Origin of the sequence: Streptomyces sp. M92 (genome assembly GCF_028473745.1) — a bacterium.
GTDB lineage: Bacteria > Actinomycetota > Actinomycetes > Streptomycetales > Streptomycetaceae > Streptomyces.
Genome location: NZ_CP101137.1, coordinates 53119 through 70223 on the forward strand (window position 1 = coordinate 53119; position 17105 = coordinate 70223).

The following is a 17105-nucleotide window of genomic DNA, read 5'->3' on the forward strand; positions in this document are numbered from 1 at the left end:
CGCGGAGTAAGCCACCGGACGACGGACGCGCGGGCCCGTTCGGATCAACGGGACCGTGGGCCGTGCCGGGGGTCAGGGCCGCTGCCCGTACCCGCGCAGCCGGTCGGCCGCCTCGGCCAGCTGCTCCCCGGTCAGCAGCGACGGCGACCGGCCCGGCACCGAGGAGGCCGTCAGCCACAGACGGCACATCCACTCCAGCTGGGCGGTGCGGTCGTACGCCTGGTCGAGGGAGGTGCCGTAGGTGAGGGTGCCGTGGTTCTGGAGCAGGCAGCCGGTGCGGTCGGTGAGGGCGTCGAGCATGTGGCGGGCCAGTTCGTCGGTGCCGTAGGCCGCGTAGGGGGCGACGCGGACGGGGCCGCCGAGCGCCGCGGTCATGTAGTGGACCGGCGGGAGCTCGGGGACGAGCAGGGAGACGGCCGTGGCGTGCACGGCGTGGGTGTGGACGACGGCGCGGGCGTCGGTGGCTCGGTAGACGGCGAGGTGCATGGGCAGTTCGCTGGTGGGGACGAGGGTGCCGAGCACCTGCCGGCCGTCGAGGTCGACGCCGGTGATGTCCTCGGGGGCCAGACGGTCGTAGGACACACCCGAAGGGGTGACCAGCACCGTGTCGCCGACGCGCACCGAGACGTTGCCCGAGGTGCCGACCACCAGCCCGTCCGCCACCGTCCGCCGGGCCGCGGCGACGAGCGCCGCCCAGGCCGCCCTCCGGTCCCGTTCCTCTTCCGGTTCCGTTCGTCCGGCCGCCCCTGCGGCCCGCGAATACGTCACAGTCACCGTCTCCTCCCCGCCCGCTCCGGGCCCGTTTTGGCCACCGCCGACCGGCGTCGCGGCGATCCTGCCAGGCACGTCTCCGGAGAGCATCGGGGCGGACACGCGGAGGGAGGCGGTGGCGCCGGTTCCGGTCACCGTGGCGCCCTGCTCAGTTCATCTTCCGTTCACCATGGTTACCTACGTTCGTCCAGCCAATGACCTCGAACGATTGCCTGGGTAAATGGAAAGCTTCTCGCTGATCCTCGCGATTGTGGTGGTGACCGCTCTCGCGTTCGATTTCACGAACGGTTTCCACGACACCGCCAACGCGATGGCAACGACCATTTCGACCGGTGCGCTCAAGCCCAAGGTGGCGGTGGCGATGTCCGCCGTCCTCAACCTTGTCGGCGCCTTCCTCTCCGTGGAGGTCGCCAACACGATCTCCAAGGGTCTCGTGGACGAGACCGGCATCCGTCCCGAGGTCATCTTCGCCGCCCTGGTCGGCGCGATCCTCTGGAACCTGCTGACCTGGCTGGTCGGGCTCCCGTCCAGCTCCTCCCACGCCCTCATGGGCGGCCTGATCGGTGCCGCGGTCGCTTCGGCGGGCGTCGGCGCGGTCAACGGCGACGCGCTCGTCACCAAGGTGCTGATCCCCGCGATCGCCGCCCCGCTCGTCGCGGGCGTCGCGGCGATGCTCGGCGCACGGCTGACGTACAAGCTCGGCCGCAAGGCCGACGGCAAGGCCGCCGCGAAGGGCTACCGGGCCGGACAGATCGCCTCCGCCGGTCTGGTCTCGCTGGCCCACGGCACCAACGACGCCCAGAAGACGATGGGCATCATCACCCTCGCCCTGGTCGCCGGCGGCTCGCTCGCCCCCGACTCCGACCCGCCCATGTGGGTCATCCTCTCCGCGGGCATCGCCATCGCGCTCGGCACCTACCTCGGCGGCTGGCGCATCATCCGCACCATGGGCAAGGGCCTGACCGACCTCCAGCCGCAGCAGGGCTTCGCCGCCCAGACCAGCGCCGCGACGGTCATCCTGGCCTCCTCGCACCTCGGCTTCTCCCTCTCCACCACGCACTCGGTCTCCGGCGCGGTGATGGGCGCGGGCCTCGGCCGCAAGGGGGGCGTGGTCCGCTGGTCCACGGCCACCCGGATGTTCGTCGCCTGGGGCCTGACCCTGCCGGCCGCGGCCCTGGTCGCCGCGATCGCCGAGTGGGTCTGCGGACTGGGTGACTGGGGCACCGCCCTGGTCGCGGTCTTCCTGGTCGCCTCCAGCGCCGCCATCTGGAAGCTCTCCCGGCGCGAGGTCGTCGACCACACCAACGTCATCGACGCCGACGAGCCCGAGCAGTCCGGCGTGGTGACCCAGGCGATGGCCGCCGTGACCCCGCCCCCGGCGGGCGTGACCGAGGAGCCGGTGGCCGCCGTCGCGTCCTCCGTGGCGGAGTCGCCGGAGTCGTCCGAGTCCAAGGCCCCCTCGGCCACCACCGTCTGAGCCCGCGCCCCGGGTACGAAGGAAACGAACCTCCATGAGCATCGACTGGGCAGCTCTCGGCTCCGTCTTCGGGGTCAGCCTCGTGGCCACCGTGGCCCTGGTGGGCCTGTTCACCCTCGGCATCGCCGGCCTCTCCCGCCAGGAGCGGGCCGCCGCCGAGGGAGGCTCCGCGGGCCTCGCGGTCACCGGCGCTTACGCGTGCTTCGCCGCCTGCGCGGCGGCGGTGGCGTACGGCATCTATCTGATCGTCGCCTGAGCCCCACCCGCACGTACTCGCCCGCCCCGTCCGGACCCGGTCTCCACCGGCCTCCGGGCGGGGCGGTTCCCGTTTCACGGACAACACCGGCGACGTGCGCACCTTGCGGCTCCGGTGCCCCCCTGGGAGGGAATCCCACCGTCAACCGCGTGTGACGGCTTCCGCTTGTGAATTTTCGTCGACCTCCAGTAGCCGACGCAGGACCCACTGCTCCGGTCCTGCCACACGAGCAACTTTCCCCTCAGAAGGCACATCCCTTTGGTGTCATTTCGAGCGGCTTCGTCAGCGTTCGGGCTAGCGAGGTGACCCTGCCGGAAAGACACATGTCATACTGACCACCTCTGGTCGCCAGTGTCGAACTAACCTATTCTCAACGAGAGTTGTTATTTCGACGGTGGCGACCCGACCGGTCAACGACGACATGTGGCAGGGAGCACCATGGCCAGGGACATCGATCCGAGCCTCAACCGACGAAGGCTGCGAATCGAGCTGCGCAAAGCCCGCGATCAGGCCGGACTGACCCAACGGGATGCCGTGCAGCAGCTGGAATGGTCACTCTCCAAACTGATCCGGATCGAGAAGGGCACGGTCAGCCTCAGCGTCACCGACCTCAGGGCCCTGCTCCAGCTGTACGGGGTCACGGACCCCGCTCGGGTCGAGGAGCTGGAGGAGGCCGCCCGCGGCTCGAAGGGAGTGTCGTGGTGGGTGCAGTACAGCGAGGTCGTGACGCCCGCGTACGCCCTCTACCTGGGCTACGAGGGTTCCGCGGACACGATCCGCATGTACAACCCGGTGGTGCTGCCCGGTCTGGTGCAGACGGAGGACTACGCCACGGCGCTGATGTCCACGCTGACGGAAGAAGCACGGGTGCGCCCGCAGGTGGAGCTGCGCATCACCCGCCAGGAGCGGTTCTTCGACAGCGACGACGGCCCGGAGATCGACATCGTCCTCGACGAGGCGGCCCTGCGGCGTCAGATCGGGGGCCCGGCGGTGATGCGGCGGCAGCTGGACCACCTCAAGTCGCTGATGGAACACCCGAGGCTCACCATCCGGGTGCTGCCCTTCTCCGTCGGCGCCCACTTCAGTGTCTCCACGTCCTTCATCCTGCTCGAGTTCAAGGACGACGACGACCTGCTGTACCTCGAAGGCCCGGGCGGCGGCCTGTCCAGCCGTGACGACCTCGGACTCACCGCCCGCCACCAGGAATCCTTCGAGGACATCAGCGACAAGGCATATGACGGCGCTCGGGTGATCGAGTTGCTCGACGAGGTCAGGGAGAGCCTGGCCGACAGCTGAATCCGGGCTGGGACGGCCCGGCACGAGACGGGGGAGGCCCCATGACGGTCTTCGGAGTACGAGCGTGGTGGCAGCGGTGGCGCGCGCCGGCCGGCACCGGTCCCACCGCCGACCCGCCGGGGGGATCCGGTGACGCGGAACAGGGCCCTCCCCCGCTCGACGACTGCATGCTCAAGGCGTACGCCATGCAGCGACCCGAATGGGCCGAGGCGCTCATCGACGTGGAGAACGCCCGGGTGGCCGGGGAGATCCGGCTGGTCTCCACCCGGCTTCTGCTGGGCACGGCGTGCGGGAGCATCCTGCTGTTCAGCATGGCTCTCGCCACACGAGTCGCGCCCAGTCTGCCGCACGGCCCCGCGTCCCCCCTCACCACCGCCGCCATCGGCGCCTTCGGCGCGGCCCTCCTCACCGCCCTGGGCGCCGGACTCGGCAGGGCGCTGCGCGGCCGAGCCGCGTCGGCGCCCGCCCAGCCCGTCAGTGGTGGCGCCGCCGAGGCTCCACGGCCGTCAGAGCGCGGTTCAGAACGCGGAGGCGGTCCGTGACGGGAGTGAGCCCCCACCACAGCCCCGCGCCCACGGCCACCGCGGCGGTCACCACCAGCCACACCGTGCCGCGCGCCGCACCGCTCGGCGCCAGGAACGCCGCCAGCGCGCCGAGCCCGACGGCGAGGACCCCCGCCACCGAGCAGAAGAGCGCCAGCGGCACCGCCCCGGTCATCCGGTGCCCACGCGTGCCGGGCCAACCCGCACGCGCGGAAGCGGTCCCCTTGATTCGGTCTGCCATGCGTGTACCTCCCGTCCCCCCGCGCGGCGGTCAGGCGCCGCGCGAATCCGGGTCCACAAGCCCCGCCAGAAAACCACACCACGAGGCGTGACGAAAGGCGAGCACAGCGTGTCGACGTTGCTTCGAGTCACGTATCAGTACACGGCCGCTCCCCATGGCCAGTTCGACACATGCCTCACCCCCGTCCGTGTAACTGCTCGTGACCCACGCGTGCTCTGACAGTTCGCTTTCGATCGCACCCACCTCCTTCGGCCCACCGGCCGTCACGCGGCCCCGGCCCCCTCACCCGCCGCCCTGCCGCTGCCACCCGCCCGCGTACACGCGCTGCCATCCCCTCCAGTCTTCCCAGCCCGCCCGCCGGGGAAGAGCCCAGAAAGCGCCGATGTCGCGGGCATGGCCAACTATCGACGGTGTGGGCCTCAGCACACCTGGCCTCGCAGGTCAACGGCAAGTTGACGGGTGTTCGCGGGGCGTGGTGGACTGCCGGAGCCAATGCGGCGGCTGGAGAGGAAGCCCGGTGCGAATCCGGCGCGGTCCCGCCACTGTGACCGGGGAGCGATCCCCGGGAGCCAGGAACTCCCACCGCCGTTCTCTTCTAACCAGGGCGCGGACACCCTGAGTGAGGACCTATCGCCATGCGCGGCTGCCGTTCCAGGCTCACCAGCGAGACTCTCCGCCTTCCCGTCCCCACGGCCGGTTGAGCCGTGCGCGCCGAACGCGTCTTCGCGTACGGCGCCGCCGCCGGCCTCCTCGGTGACCACCTCCTCGGCGACCCGCGCCGCGGACACCCGGTCGCCGCGTTCGGCCGTGCCGCCGGTGCCGTGGAACGGCTGCTGTGGCGTGACCACCGAGGCTGGGGCGTGCTGCACACCGCCGTGTGCGCCGGTGGCGCCGCCGCCCTCGGGCTGGCCGCCGGCCGCGCCGTACGCCACTCCCCCGCCGCCTCCGTCGCGCTGACCGCCGCCGCCACCTGGGCGGTCGTCGGCGGCACCTCGCTCGCCCGCGAGGCGAGCGCGGTGGGCCGCGCCCTGGAGGCCGGTGACGTCGAGGCGGCCCGCGCGCGGCTGCCGCACCTGTGCGGCCGGGACCCGCAGGCCCTGGACGCCGACGGGATCGCCCGGGCGGTCGTGGAGTCCGTCGCGGAGAACACCTCGGACGCGGTGGTGGGCGCCCTGGTGTGGGGCGCGTTGGGCGGGGTGCCCGGACTGGTCGGCTTCCGGGCCGTGAACACCCTGGACGCGATGGTCGGCCACAAGTCGCCCAGGTACCGCCGCTACGGCTGGGCCTCGGCCCGGCTCGACGACCTCGCGGGCTGGCCGGGCGCCCGCCTCACCGCCGCCCTGGCCACCGCCGCCGGCGGCGATCCCCGGGGTGCCGTACGGGCCTGGCGCGCCGACGCCGCGCAGCACCCGAGTCCCAACGCCGGCCCCGTGGAGGCCTCGTTCGCGGGCGCCCTGGGCGTGCGGCTCGGCGGGACGCTCTCCTACGGCGGGCGGGTCGAGCACCGGCCCGTCCTGAACGGGGCGGCGGGACGCCCCGTACGGGCCGGTTCCGGCGACATCGAGCGGGCCGTGCGGCTCTCCCGGCGCGTGGGCTGGCTGGCGCTCGGCGCGTGCGCGGGCGCGCGGCTGCTCGTCCGCGGGGTCGTCAAGAAGGGACGTACGTCATGAACGGTGGCCTCCTCGTCGCCGGCACCACCTCCGACGCGGGCAAGAGCGTCGTCACCGCCGGGATCTGCCGCTGGCTGGTGCGCCAGGGCGTGAAGGTCGCGCCCTTCAAGGCGCAGAACATGTCCCTCAACTCGTTCGTGACCCGCGAGGGCGCCGAGATCGGGCGGGCGCAGGCCATGCAGGCCCAGGCCTGCCGGGTGGAGCCGGCCGCGCAGATGAACCCGGTGCTGCTGAAACCGGGCGGTGAGCGCAGCAGCCAGGTCGTGCTGCTCGGCAAGCCGGTCGGCGAGATGAGCGCCCGCGGCTACCACGGCGGACGGCAGCAGCAGCTGCTGGGCACCGTGCTGGACTGTCTGGCCGAGCTGCGGGGCACGTATGACGCGGTGATCTGCGAGGGGGCGGGCAGTCCGGCCGAGATCAACCTGCGCCGGACCGACATCGTGAACATGGGGATCGCCCGGGGTGCCGGGCTGCCCGTGCTGGTGGTGGGCGACATCGACCGGGGCGGGGTCTTCGCCTCGTTCTTCGGGACGGTGGCGCTGCTGGCGCCCGCGGACCAGGCGCTGGTCGCCGGGTTCCTCGTCAACAAGTTCCGGGGCGACGTCTCGCTGCTGGAGCCGGGGCTGGAGATGCTGCACGGGCTCACCGGGCGGCACACGTACGGCGTCCTGCCCTTCCGGCACGGGCTCGGCATCGACGAGGAGGACGGGCTCCGCGTCTCCCTGCGCGGGACGGTGCGGGAGTCGGTCGTCGCACCGCCGGTCGGCGAGGACGTGCTGCGGGTCGCCGTCTGCGCGGTCCCGCTCATGTCCAACTTCACGGACGTGGACGCGCTGGCCGCCGAGCCCGGTGTCGTGGTGCGGTTCGTGGACCGGCCGGAGGAGCTGGCCGACGCGGATCTCGTCATCGTGCCGGGGACGCGCGGGACGGTCCGGGCCCTGGAGTGGCTGCGGGAGCGGGGGCTCGCGGACGCCGTCGCGCGCAGGGTGGCCGCGCGGCGGCCCGTCCTCGGCATCTGCGGCGGCTTCCAGCTGCTCGGCGAGCACATCGAGGACGAGGTCGAGTCGCGTGCCGGGAACGTGGCCGGGCTCGGACTGCTGCCCGTACGGGTGCGGTTCGCCCGCGAGAAGACCCTCACCCGGCCGGTCGGTAAGGCCCTCGGCGAGCACGTCGAGGGGTACGAGATCCATCACGGGGTCGCCGAAGTGACCGGCGGGGAACCCTTCCTGGACGGCTGCCGGGTCGGCCAGACCTGGGGCACGCACTGGCACGGCTCGCTGGAGTCGGACGGCTTCCGGCGGGCGTTCCTGCGCGAGGTGGCCGCCGCCGCGGGCCGCCGCTTCGTGCCGGCCCCCGACACCTCGTTCGCCGCGCTGCGTGAGGAGCAGCTCGACCGGCTCGGCGACCTGATCGAACACCACGCGGACACGGACGCGCTGTGGCGGCTCATCGAGTCCGGCGCGCCACAAGGACTGCCCTTCATTCCACCGGGAGCGCCCGCATGAGCACAGTGCTGTTGTTGTCGACCGCCGACACGGACCTGCTGGCGGCCCGCGCGTCGGACGCCGCCTACCGGATCGGCAACCCGACCCGGGTCGACGTGACGGAGGAGCTGCCGTCCCTCGTCGAGGGCGCGGACGTCGCCGTCGTGCGCCTGCTGGGCGGCAAGCGCGCCTGGGAGGACGGGCTCGCGGCGCTGAAGGCCGCCGGTGTCCCGACCGTCCTGCTGGGCGGCGAGAGCGTCCCGGACGCCGAGCTGATGGCCGAGTCCTCGGTGCCGGCCGGCGTGGTGGCGGAGGCGCTGCGCTACCTGGTCGAGGGCGGGCCCGCCAACCTCACCCAGCTCGCCCGGTTCCTGTCCGACACGGTGCTGCTGACCGGCGAGGGCTTCGAGGAGCCGGAGAAGATGCCGGAGTACGGCGTCCACGGCACCCGGGGCGTCGTCGAGGGCCGCCCGACGGTCGGCGTGCTCTTCTACCGCGCCCACCAGCTCAGCGGCAACACCGCCTTCGTCGACACCCTGTGCGACGCGATCGAGGCGCGCGGCGCCAACGCCCTGCCGGTGTACTGCGGCTCGCTGCGGGGCGCGGACGCCGGGCTGTACGAGCTGCTGGGCCGGGCCGACGCCCTGGTCGCCACGGTCCTCGCGGCCGGCGGCACGCACGCCTCGCAGGCGTCGGCGGGCGGCGACGAGGAGGCCTGGGACATCGGGGCGCTGGCCGACCTGAACGTCCCCGTGCTGCAAGGGCTCTGCCTGACCTCCTCCCGGGCCGCCTGGGACGAGTCGGACGCCGCCCTCTCCCCCATGGACGCGGCGATGCAGGTCGCCATCCCGGAGTTCGACGGGCGCCTGGTCACCGTGCCGTTCTCCTTCAAGGAGCAGGGCCCCGACGACGTGCCCGTGTACGTCGCCGACCCCGAGCGGGCCGGGCGGGTCGCCGGGATCGCCGTACGGCACGCGGCTCTCAAGCACAAGGCGAACGCGGACAAGAGGCTCGCGCTGGTCTTCACCGCGTACCCGACCAAGCACTCCCGCGTCGGCAACGCGGTCGGTCTCGACACCCCGGCGTCGGCCGTGCGGGTACTGGACGCGCTGCGCGAGGCGGGCTACCGGGTCACCGACTACCCCTCCCAGGGCGACGAACTGATCCACCGGCTCATCGAGGCGGGCGGCCACGACGTGGAGTGGCTGACGGAGGACCAGCTGGCGGCGGCGCCCGCGCGGGTTCCGCTGGCGGACTACCGGGCGTGGTTCGAGAAGCTGGACCCCGAGCTGCGGGACGCGATGCGGGAGGCGTGGGGCGAGCCGCCGGGCTCGCTGTACGTGGACGGGGACGACATCGTCCTCGCCTCACTGCAGTTCGGGAACGTCGTCGTCATGATCCAGCCGCCGCGCGGCTTCGGCGAGAACCCGATCGCGATCTACCACGACCCGGACATGCCGCCGTCGCACCACTACATGGCCGCCTACCGCTGGCTGGAGAACAGCTTCGGCGCCGACGCGATCGTGCACATGGGCAAGCACGGCACGATGGAGTGGCTGCCGGGCAAGGGCCTCGGCCTGAGCGCCGGCTGCGCGCCCGACGCGGTCCTCGGCGACCTGCCGCTGATCTACCCGTTCATCGTCAACGACCCCGGCGAGGGCACCCAGGCCAAGCGGCGCGGCCACGCCACGGTCGTCGACCACCTGGTGCCGCCGATGGCGCGCGCGGACACCTACGGCGACCTGGCCAAGCTGGAGCAGCTGCTCGACGAGTACGCGCTCGTCTCCGACCTGGACCCGGTGAAGGCGCCCGCCGTCCGGGCGCAGATCTGGACGCTGGTCAAGGCGGCCGAGCTCCACCACGACCTGCATGTGGACGACCAGCCGGACGACGACGAGTTCGACGAGTTCGTCATGCACATCGACGGCTATCTGTGCGAGATCAAGGACGTGCAGATCCGCGACGGTCTGCACGTCCTGGGCGGCGGTCCGGTCGGCGAGCCGCGCGTGAACCTGGTCCTGGCGGTGCTGCGCGCCTCCCAGGTGTGGGGCGGACAGGCCAACGCGCTGCCGGGCCTGCGGGCGTCCCTCGCCGAGCATTTCGGGCTGGTGGAGAAGGAGCTGCTGGCCGAGCCGGGCGCACCGGTGAAGGTGCCGGTGGAGCTGACGGACCTGGTGGACGGCCCGGCGCGGTCGGCCGCCGACGCGATCGACCTGCTGGAGCAGCTGTGCCGGCGGATCGCGGAGGGCATGGAGCTGCGGGCCTGGGACACGGCGGCGGCCCCTGGCCTGGTGGGCGAGGTGCTGGGCGCCGAACTCCCCGACGCGGTCGCGGTGCTGGAGTTCGCCTGCACGGAGGTCGTGCCGCGCCTGGCCCGGACCACGGACGAGATCGGGCACATCCTGCGGGCCCTGGACGGCGGTTACGTCCCGGCCGGACCGTCCGGTTCGCCGACGCGCGGCCTGGTCAACGTGCTGCCGACCGGCCGGAACTTCTACTCCGTAGACCCGAAGGCGATCCCGTCCCGGCTGAGCTGGGAGGTCGGGCAGTCGCTGGCGGACTCGCTGGTGCAGCGGTACCTGACCGACACCGGCGAGTACCCGAAGTCGGTGGGCCTCACGGTCTGGGGCACGTCCGCGATGCGCACCCAGGGTGACGACATCGCCGAGATCCTGGCGCTGCTGGGCTGCCGTCCGGTGTGGGACGACGCGTCGCGCCGGGTGACGGGCTTCGAGATCGTGCCCCTGGCCGAGCTGGGCCGGCCGCGCGTGGACGTCACCGTGCGCATCTCGGGCTTCTTCCGGGACGCGTTCCCGCACGTCGTCGGGCTGATCGACGACGCGGTGCGGGCGGTGGCGGAGCTGGACGAGCCGGCCGAGTCCAACTACGTACGGGCGCACGTGGAGGAGGACGCGGCCGAGCACGGCGACCGGCGGCGGGCCACGGCGCGCATCTTCGGCTCCAAGCCGGGTGCGTACGGTGCGGGTCTGCTCCCGCTGATCGACGCCCGGAACTGGCGCAGTGACGCGGACCTCGCCGAGGTGTACGCGGTGTGGGGCGGCTACGCCTACGGGCGCGGGCTCGACGGGCGGGCGGCGCGCGGCGACATGGAGACGGCGTTCCGGCGGATCGCGGTGGCGGCGAAGAACGTGGACACCCGCGAGCACGACCTCGTCGACGCCGACGACTACTTCCAGTACCACGGCGGCATGGTGGCGATGGTGCGACACCTGACGGGCGAGAGCCCGGAGGCGTACGTCGGCGACTCGGCCACCCCGGACCAGGTGAAGACGCGGACGCTGGGCGAGGAGACGCATCGCGTTTTCCGGGCGCGGGTGGTCAACCCGCGCTGGATGAGCGCCATGAGAAGGCACGGCTACAAGGGTGCTTTCGAGATGGCGGCGACTGTGGACTACCTCTTCGGGTATGACGCCACGGCCGGGGTCGTGGACGACTGGATGTACGAGAAGTTGTCTGCCGAGTACGTGTTCTCGCCCGAGAACCAGGCATTCATGCGGAAGTCCAACCCCTGGGCACTGCGCGGCATCACGGAAAGGCTGCTGGAGGCCGCCGACCGGGGTCTGTGGGCGGAGCCGGACCAGGAAACCCTGGACCGGCTCCGGGCGACCTACCTCGAACTTGAGGGGGATCTGGAGGGAGACGCGTGATCCCTCTGGAAAACCCCGCGAGTGCGGGGAGCGCACCGAGTACGTCTTGGACCCGGAGAAACGGGACGGACCACCCCCGCATCGGCGGGGAGCAGGCATTCACTGTCGCTGATCGACATGTGAATCGCGCGCATTTCTCGACTGAACCACCCGAAGGAGTGATCACCGCGTGAGCATGCCTTTTCCGTTCACTGCAGTCGTCGGACAGGACGACTTGCGTCTGGCACTACTCCTCAACGCGGTGAGCCCAGCCGTCGGTGGCGTCCTTGTGCGTGGTGAGAAGGGCACCGCGAAAAGCACCGCCGTACGCGCGCTGTCCGCGCTGCTGCCGCCGGTGGACGTCGTCTCCGGGTGCCGTTTCTCCTGCGACCCCGACTCCCCCGACCCGGGCTGCCCGGACGGTCCGCACGAGCCGGGTGCCTTCGCCTCGCGGCCGGCGCGGATGGTCGAGCTGCCCGTCGGCGCCTCCGAGGACCGGCTGGTGGGCGCCCTCGACATCGAGCGGGCGCTCGCGGAGGGCGTGAAGGCGTTCGAGCCGGGCCTCCTCGCTGACGCGCACCGCGGGATCCTCTACGTCGACGAAGTCAACTTGCTGCACGACCACCTCGTCGACTTGTTGCTGGACGCCGCCGCCATGGGCGCCTCCTATGTCGAGCGTGAGGGTGTGTCGGTGCGGCACGCCTCGAAGTTCCTGCTCGTCGGGACGATGAACCCTGAAGAGGGGGAGTTGAGGCCCCAATTGTTGGACCGGTTCGGTCTCACCGTCGAGGTCGCCGCCTCGCGCGAGCCCGACCAGCGCGTGGAGGTCGTACGGCGTCGGCTGGCCTACGACGACGACCCGGCCGGGTTCGCCGCGCGCTGGGCGGACGAGGAGGCCGCCGTACGGGCGCGGATCGTGGCGGCGCGGGCGCTGCTGCCGTCGGTGCGGCTGGGCGACGGGGCGCTGCGGCAGATCGCGGCGACCTGTGCCGCCTTCGAGGTGGACGGCATGCGCGCCGACATCGTCATGGCGCGGACCGCGACCGCGCTGGCGGCGTGGGCCGGGCGGACCGACGTACTGGCGGAGGACGTGCGGCAGGCCGCGCTGCTGGCACTGCCGCACCGGCGGCGGCGGAATCCGTTCGACGCGCCGGGGCTGGACGAGGACAAACTGGACGAGACGCTGGAGGAGTTCGGCGGGCAGGACGGGGACGGCGGTGGGGACGACGATCCCGACCCGGGTCCCGACGGCCCCGGTGGGCAGCCGGAGCCCGATGACGCGCCGCAGGGCGACGGTGACGCCGCCGCGCGGCCCGAGGCCGGGGAGGGCGGGGAGCCGCAGCCTGCCGGTGGTGCGGGTGAGCAGTCGCCCGCGCGTGCCGCCGAGCCGTTCCGGACCAAGGTGCTGAGCGTGCCGGGGCTCGGTGAGGGTGCCGCCGGGCGGCGTTCGCGGGCGCGGACCGAGCACGGGCGGACCACCGGGGCCCGGCGGCCGCAGGGTGCCCTGACCAAGCTGCATCTGGCCGCCACCGTGCAGGCCGCCGCCCCGCACCAGCGGGCGCGGGGACGGTCGGGGCCCGGCCTGGTGGTGCGGCGGGACGACCTGCGGCAGGCGAGCCGGGAGGGGCGCGAGGGCAATCTCGTGCTCTTCGTCGTCGATGCCTCCGGCTCGATGGCCGCGCGGCAGCGGATGAGCGCCGTGAAGGGTGCCGTGCTGTCGCTGCTGCTGGACGCCTACCAGCGGCGGGACAAGGTGGGACTGGTGACCTTCCGGGGTTCGGCGGCCGACGTCGCGCTGCCGCCGACCTCGTCGGTGGACGCGGCGGCGGTGCGGCTGGAGTCGCTGCCGACCGGGGGGCGTACGCCGCTCGCCGCCGGGCTGCTCAAGGCGCACGAGGTGCTGCGGGTCGAGCGGCTGCGGGACCCGGCGCGGCGGGCGCTGGTCGTGGTGGTGACGGACGGGCGGGCCACGGGTGGTCCCGAGCCCGTCGCGCTGGCGGGGCGGGCGGCGCGGCTGTTCGCGGCCGAGGGCACCGCGTCCGTGGTCGTGGACTGCGAGTCGGGGCCGGTGCGGCTGGGGCTGGCCGGGCGGCTCGCGGGTGAGCTGGGCGGTACGGCGGTGACGCTGGACGAGCTGCGGGCGGACTCGATCGCCGGCTTGGTGAGGGACGTGCAGGGGACGAGGAGGGCCGCGTAGTGCCGAAGGGGCAGCCGAGTGTCGTGCCGGACGACGGCCTGACGACCCGTCAGCGGCGTAATCGTCCGTTGGTCGTCGTGCACACGGGCATCGGGAAGGGCAAGTCCACCGCCGCCTTCGGGCTGGCGCTGCGCGCCTGGAACCAGGGGTGGCCGATCGGGGTGTTCCAGTTCGTCAAGTCGGCGAAGTGGAAGGTCGGCGAGGAGAACGCACTGCGGGTGCTCGGCGCCAGCGGTGAGGGCGGGTCCGTCGACTGGCACAAGATGGGCGAGGGCTGGTCCTGGGTCCAGCGGGACGCCCAGATGGACAACGAGGAGAAGGCCCGGGAGGGCTGGGAGCAGGTCAAACGGGACCTGGCCGCCGAGACGTACCGGCTGTACGTGCTGGACGAGTTCGCCTACCCGATGCACTGGGGCTGGGTCGACACCGACGAGGTGGTGTCGGTGCTGCGGGAGCGGCCCGGGACCCAGCACGTCGTGATCACCGGGCGGAACGCGCCGGAGAAGCTGGTGGAGTTCGCCGATCTCGTCACCGACATGTCCAAGGTCAAGCACCCGATGGACGCGGGGCAGAAGGGGCAGAGGGGCATCGAGTGGTGACCTCGTCCGCGTCCTCGTCGGTGCCCCGGCTGGTCGTCGCCGCGCCCTCCTCGGGGAGCGGCAAGACCACCGTCGCCACGGGGCTGATGGCCGCGCTCGCCGGGCGCGGGCTCGCCGTGTCGCCGCACAAGGTCGGGCCCGACTACATCGATCCCGGGTACCACGCGCTCGCCACCGGGCGGGTGGGGCGGAACCTGGACGCCTACCTGTGCGGGCCCGAGCTGATCGGGCCGTTGTTCCTGCACGGGGCGCGCGGGTGTGACATCGCCGTGGTCGAGGGCGTGATGGGGCTGTACGACGGGGCCGCCGGGGAGGGCGAGCTCGCGTCCACCGCGCAGGTCGCCAAGGTGTTGCGGGCGCCCGTCGTGCTCGTCGTGGACGCGTCGTCGCAGTCGCGGTCGGTGGCGGCGCTGGTGCACGGGTTCGTGTCCTTCGATCCGGAGGTGCGGATCGGGGGCGTGATCCTCAACAAGGTCGGGTCGGACCGGCACGAGGCGCTGCTGCGGGAGGCGGTGGACTCCGTCGGGGTGCCGGTGCTGGGGGTGTTGCGGCGGGCCGCGCAGGCGGAGACGCCGGCTCGGCATCTGGGGTTGGTGCCGGTGGCCGAACGGGGTTCGCAGGCGGTGGAGGCCGTTGCCGCGATGGCGGCGCAGGTGGCCGACGGGTGTGATCTGGAGGCGTTGGTCGGGCTGGCGCGGGGGGCCGGTGCGTTGTCCTGTGCGGCGTGGGATGCGGGTGACGCCTTGGTTTCCCCGCCCCCGCCGCCCCTTCCCGTCCCGTCCCTGGGGGCTGCGCCCCCAGACGGGCTGAAGTGCATTGCCGTTGCCGGTGGGGCCGCGTTCACGTTCTCCTACGCCGAGCACTCCGAGCTGCTCACCGCCGCCGGGGCCGAGGTCGTCACGTTCGATCCGTTGCGGGACGAGGAGCTGCCCGAGGGGACCGCCGGGCTCGTCGTCGGGGGCGGGTTCCCCGAGGTGTACGCCTCCGAGCTGTCCGCCAACGAGCCGCTGCGCAAGGCCGTCGCCGAGCTGGTGCTGGGCGGTGCTCCCGTCGCCGCCGAGTGCGCGGGGCTGCTGTACCTGTGCCGGGAGCTGGACGGGCTGCCTATGTGCGGGGTGCTGGACGCCTCGGCCCGGATGTCGGAGCGGCTGACGCTGGGATACCGGGACGCCGTGGCCGTGTCCGACAGTGCGCTGGCCGTCGCGGGGACGCGGATGCGGGGGCACGAGTTCCACCGGACCGTGGTGGAGCCGGGGGCCGGGGCCACGCCGGCATGGGGGATGCGGGCGCCCGAGCGGCGCGTCGAGGGATTCGTGGAGCGCGGTGTGCACGCGAGCTATCTGCACACGCACTGGGCGTCCGAGCCCGGTGTCGCCCGTCGGTTCGTGGAGAGGTGCCGAACGTCATGAGCAGCCGTCTGGTGGGGGTCGGGGTCGGCCCGGGTGACCCCGAGCTGGTGACCGTCAAGGGGGTCAACGCGCTGCGGGCCGCCGATGTCGTCGTCGTGCCCGTCATGGACACGGGTGAGCGGGGGCGCGCCGAGGCGACCGTGCTGCACTACGTGGGCGCCGAGAAGGTCGTACGGGTCGTGTTCGCGCTCAACGAGCGCACCGACCGGGCGCGGCGCGAGGCGGCCTGGGACGCGGCCGGGGAGCGGGTCGCCGGGCTGCTGCGGGAGTACGGGCGCGTCGCCTTCGCCACCATCGGCGACCCCAACGTGTACTCGACCTTCACCTACCTCGCGCAGACCGTCGGCGAGCTGGTGCCGGGCACCGTCGTGGAGACCGTGCCGGGGATCACCGCGATGCAGGACCTCGCGGCGCGGTCGGGGGCCGTGCTGACCGAGGGCACCGAGCCGCTGACGCTGGTGCCGGTGACGGCGGGCGCGGCCGTGCTCAAGGACGCGTTGAACGGGCCCGGGACCGTCGTCGCCTACAAGTTCGGCCGGCAGGCCGCCGAGGTGGCCGAGGCGCTGCGGGAGACCGGGCGGCTGGACGACGCCGTGTGGGGGTCGGCGCTGGGACTGCCCGAGGAGTCGGTACGGGCGGCCGCCGAGCTGGACGGCGGGCCGCTGCCCTACCTCTCGACGCTCATCGCGCCCGCCCGGCGCGAGGGCGGGCGGGGCGGGAAGTTGTGAACCGGGGCCGGTCACTCCGCCACGCCGACCACCAGCCAGATGAACGCCGCGCCCGCGACCGTGCACAGCAGCGTCGAGCGGGCCGGGTGCTCGTGGTGGGCCTCGGGGAGGATCTCGGCGGCGGCGAGGTAGAGCAGCGCACCGCCGAAGAGGCCGAGGTAGGCGCCGAGTACGCCTTCGGGGATCTCGAACAGGAGCGTGGACGCGGCACCGGCCACGGGGGCCACCGCGTCGGCGAACAGCATCGCGACGGCGCGGCGGCGGGCGTTCCCGTACAGGCTGGTGAGCGTGTAGGTGTTGAAGCCGTCCGCGAAGTCGTGGGCGATCACGGCCATCGCGACCGCCGCTCCCATGCCGCCGCCGACCTGGAAGGCCGCGCCGATCGCCACGCCGTCCATCGCGCTGTGCCCGACCATCGCGGCCGCGGCCGTCAGGCCCACCTCGGGCGAGCGGTGTCCGTGCTCCTCGGCGCCGTGCGCGGCGCGGCGGGCGGCCAGCAGGCGTTCCACCAGGTGCGCCAGCAGGAAGCCGGCGACGAAGAGCAGCAGCGCCTCGGGCACGCCGAACACCTCGTCGCCGGCCGCCTCCAGGGCTTCCGGCAGCAGGTCGAGGCCGACCACGCCCAGCATCAGGCCGCCGGCCAGACCGAGGACCAGGTGGCGCCGGTCGGTCACCCGCTGTGCCGTCCAGCCGCCGGCCAGCGTCATCAGGAACGCGCCGAGCGCGACGAAGACCGCCATGGGCCCTTGCTATCCGATCGGAGCGCGAATCCGTGCGCACGACAGCAG

The 17105-nt window shown here is 73.0% G+C and carries 15 protein-coding genes and 1 riboswitch; of the genes, 11 read left to right on the forward strand and 4 right to left on the reverse strand.

From position 1 onward, the window contains the following. Positions 1-72 precede the first annotated feature (72 nt). A complete protein-coding gene (locus tag M6G08_RS00270) occupies positions 73-768 on the reverse strand; it encodes a class II aldolase/adducin family protein (RefSeq protein ID WP_272591213.1) in 696 nt (231 codons plus the stop codon). Positions 769-991: 223 nt separating this feature from the next. Here M6G08_RS00270 and M6G08_RS00275 point away from each other — a divergent pair, with 223 nt between their 5' ends. The 4 genes from M6G08_RS00275 (at position 992) to M6G08_RS00290 (ending at position 4342) form a co-directional block, all read left to right on the forward strand. Then, entirely contained in the window at positions 992-2248 is a 1257-nt protein-coding gene (locus M6G08_RS00275; RefSeq protein WP_272585159.1) for an inorganic phosphate transporter, read from the forward strand. 34 nt (positions 2249-2282) lie between these two features. After that, a complete protein-coding gene (locus tag M6G08_RS00280) occupies positions 2283-2504 on the forward strand; it encodes a hypothetical protein (protein ID WP_043374477.1) in 222 nt (73 codons plus the stop codon). A gap of 438 nt (positions 2505-2942) precedes the next feature. Next, positions 2943-3800: a helix-turn-helix domain-containing protein gene (locus M6G08_RS00285; protein WP_272585161.1), complete on the forward strand. Its 858-nt coding sequence runs from the start codon at positions 2943-2945 to the stop codon at positions 3798-3800. 41 nt (positions 3801-3841) lie between these two features. Then, a complete protein-coding gene (locus M6G08_RS00290) occupies positions 3842-4342 on the forward strand; it encodes a hypothetical protein (protein ID WP_272585162.1) in 501 nt (166 codons plus the stop codon). On the opposite strand, the gene M6G08_RS00295 is transcribed toward M6G08_RS00290, so the two are convergent. Next, positions 4275-4583: a hypothetical protein gene (locus tag M6G08_RS00295; RefSeq protein ID WP_272585163.1), complete on the reverse strand. Its 309-nt coding sequence runs from the start codon at positions 4581-4583 to the stop codon at positions 4275-4277. The genes M6G08_RS00290 and M6G08_RS00295 overlap by 68 nt on opposite strands. Positions 4584-4613: 30 nt before the next feature. Continuing rightward, complete coding sequence (locus tag M6G08_RS00300) at positions 4614-4850, reverse strand: DUF397 domain-containing protein (RefSeq protein WP_336298974.1); 237 nt, start codon at positions 4848-4850, stop codon at positions 4614-4616. Between the two features lie 192 nt (positions 4851-5042). Then, a riboswitch (cobalamin riboswitch) is annotated at positions 5043-5181 on the forward strand. Positions 5182-5287: 106 nt separating this feature from the next. Here M6G08_RS00300 and M6G08_RS00305 point away from each other — a divergent pair. The 7 genes from M6G08_RS00305 (at position 5288) to cobI (ending at position 16317) form a co-directional block, all read left to right on the forward strand. Then, positions 5288-6253: a cobalamin biosynthesis protein gene (locus M6G08_RS00305; protein WP_272585165.1), complete on the forward strand. Its 966-nt coding sequence runs from the start codon at positions 5288-5290 to the stop codon at positions 6251-6253. Beyond that, on the forward strand, positions 6250-7758 hold the full coding sequence (locus M6G08_RS00310) for a cobyric acid synthase (RefSeq protein WP_272585166.1): 1509 nt from the start codon (positions 6250-6252) through the stop codon (positions 7756-7758). Before M6G08_RS00305 ends, M6G08_RS00310 begins: the two co-directional genes overlap by 4 nt. After that, positions 7755-11405 (forward strand): cobaltochelatase subunit CobN, encoded by a 3651-nt coding sequence (gene cobN / locus M6G08_RS00315; protein ID WP_272585167.1) that lies wholly within the window; start codon positions 7755-7757, stop codon positions 11403-11405. Before M6G08_RS00310 ends, cobN begins: the two co-directional genes overlap by 4 nt. Positions 11406-11574: 169 nt before the next feature. Beyond that, a complete protein-coding gene (locus tag M6G08_RS00320; RefSeq protein ID WP_272585168.1) occupies positions 11575-13581 on the forward strand; it encodes a putative cobaltochelatase in 2007 nt (668 codons plus the stop codon). Then, the gene (gene cobO, locus M6G08_RS00325) at positions 13581-14180 is read left to right on the forward strand and encodes a cob(I)yrinic acid a,c-diamide adenosyltransferase (RefSeq protein WP_019329328.1); all 600 of its coding nucleotides are present in this window, start codon (positions 13581-13583) and stop codon (positions 14178-14180) included. The genes M6G08_RS00320 and cobO overlap by 1 nt, the downstream gene beginning before the upstream one ends. Continuing rightward, positions 14174-15589: a cobyrinic acid a,c-diamide synthase CobB gene (locus M6G08_RS00330; RefSeq protein WP_272585169.1), complete on the forward strand. Its 1416-nt coding sequence runs from the start codon at positions 14174-14176 to the stop codon at positions 15587-15589. The genes cobO and M6G08_RS00330 overlap by 7 nt, the downstream gene beginning before the upstream one ends. Beyond that, on the forward strand, positions 15586-16317 hold the full coding sequence (gene cobI / locus M6G08_RS00335) for a precorrin-2 C(20)-methyltransferase (protein WP_272585170.1): 732 nt from the start codon (positions 15586-15588) through the stop codon (positions 16315-16317). The genes M6G08_RS00330 and cobI overlap by 4 nt, the downstream gene beginning before the upstream one ends. Before the next feature lie 11 nt (positions 16318-16328). Here the strand turns inward: cobI and M6G08_RS00340 are convergent, their stop codons facing one another. Next, positions 16329-17057: a ZIP family metal transporter gene (locus M6G08_RS00340; protein WP_073721436.1), complete on the reverse strand. Its 729-nt coding sequence runs from the start codon at positions 17055-17057 to the stop codon at positions 16329-16331. Between the last annotated feature and the right edge of the window lie 48 nt (positions 17058-17105).

What these genes read in the sequence shown, in the direction of transcription:
- M6G08_RS00275 (WP_272585159.1), top strand. Translation starts at nt 992, where the DNA reads ATGGAAAGCTTCTCGCTGATCCTCGCGATTGTGGTGGTGACCGCTCTC.
- M6G08_RS00280 (WP_043374477.1), top strand. Translation starts at nt 2,283, where the DNA reads ATGAGCATCGACTGGGCAGCTCTCGGCTCCGTCTTCGGGGTCAGCCTC.
- M6G08_RS00285 (WP_272585161.1), top strand. Translation starts at nt 2,943, where the DNA reads ATGGCCAGGGACATCGATCCGAGCCTCAACCGACGAAGGCTGCGAATC.
- M6G08_RS00290 (WP_272585162.1), top strand. Translation starts at nt 3,842, where the DNA reads ATGACGGTCTTCGGAGTACGAGCGTGGTGGCAGCGGTGGCGCGCGCCG.
- M6G08_RS00295 (WP_272585163.1), bottom strand. Translation starts at nt 4,583, where the DNA reads ATGGCAGACCGAATCAAGGGGACCGCTTCCGCGCGTGCGGGTTGGCCC.
- M6G08_RS00310 (WP_272585166.1), top strand. Translation starts at nt 6,250, where the DNA reads ATGAACGGTGGCCTCCTCGTCGCCGGCACCACCTCCGACGCGGGCAAG.
- cobN (WP_272585167.1), top strand. Translation starts at nt 7,755, where the DNA reads ATGAGCACAGTGCTGTTGTTGTCGACCGCCGACACGGACCTGCTGGCG.
- cobI (WP_272585170.1), top strand. Translation starts at nt 15,586, where the DNA reads ATGAGCAGCCGTCTGGTGGGGGTCGGGGTCGGCCCGGGTGACCCCGAG.
- M6G08_RS00340 (WP_073721436.1), bottom strand. Translation starts at nt 17,057, where the DNA reads ATGGCGGTCTTCGTCGCGCTCGGCGCGTTCCTGATGACGCTGGCCGGC.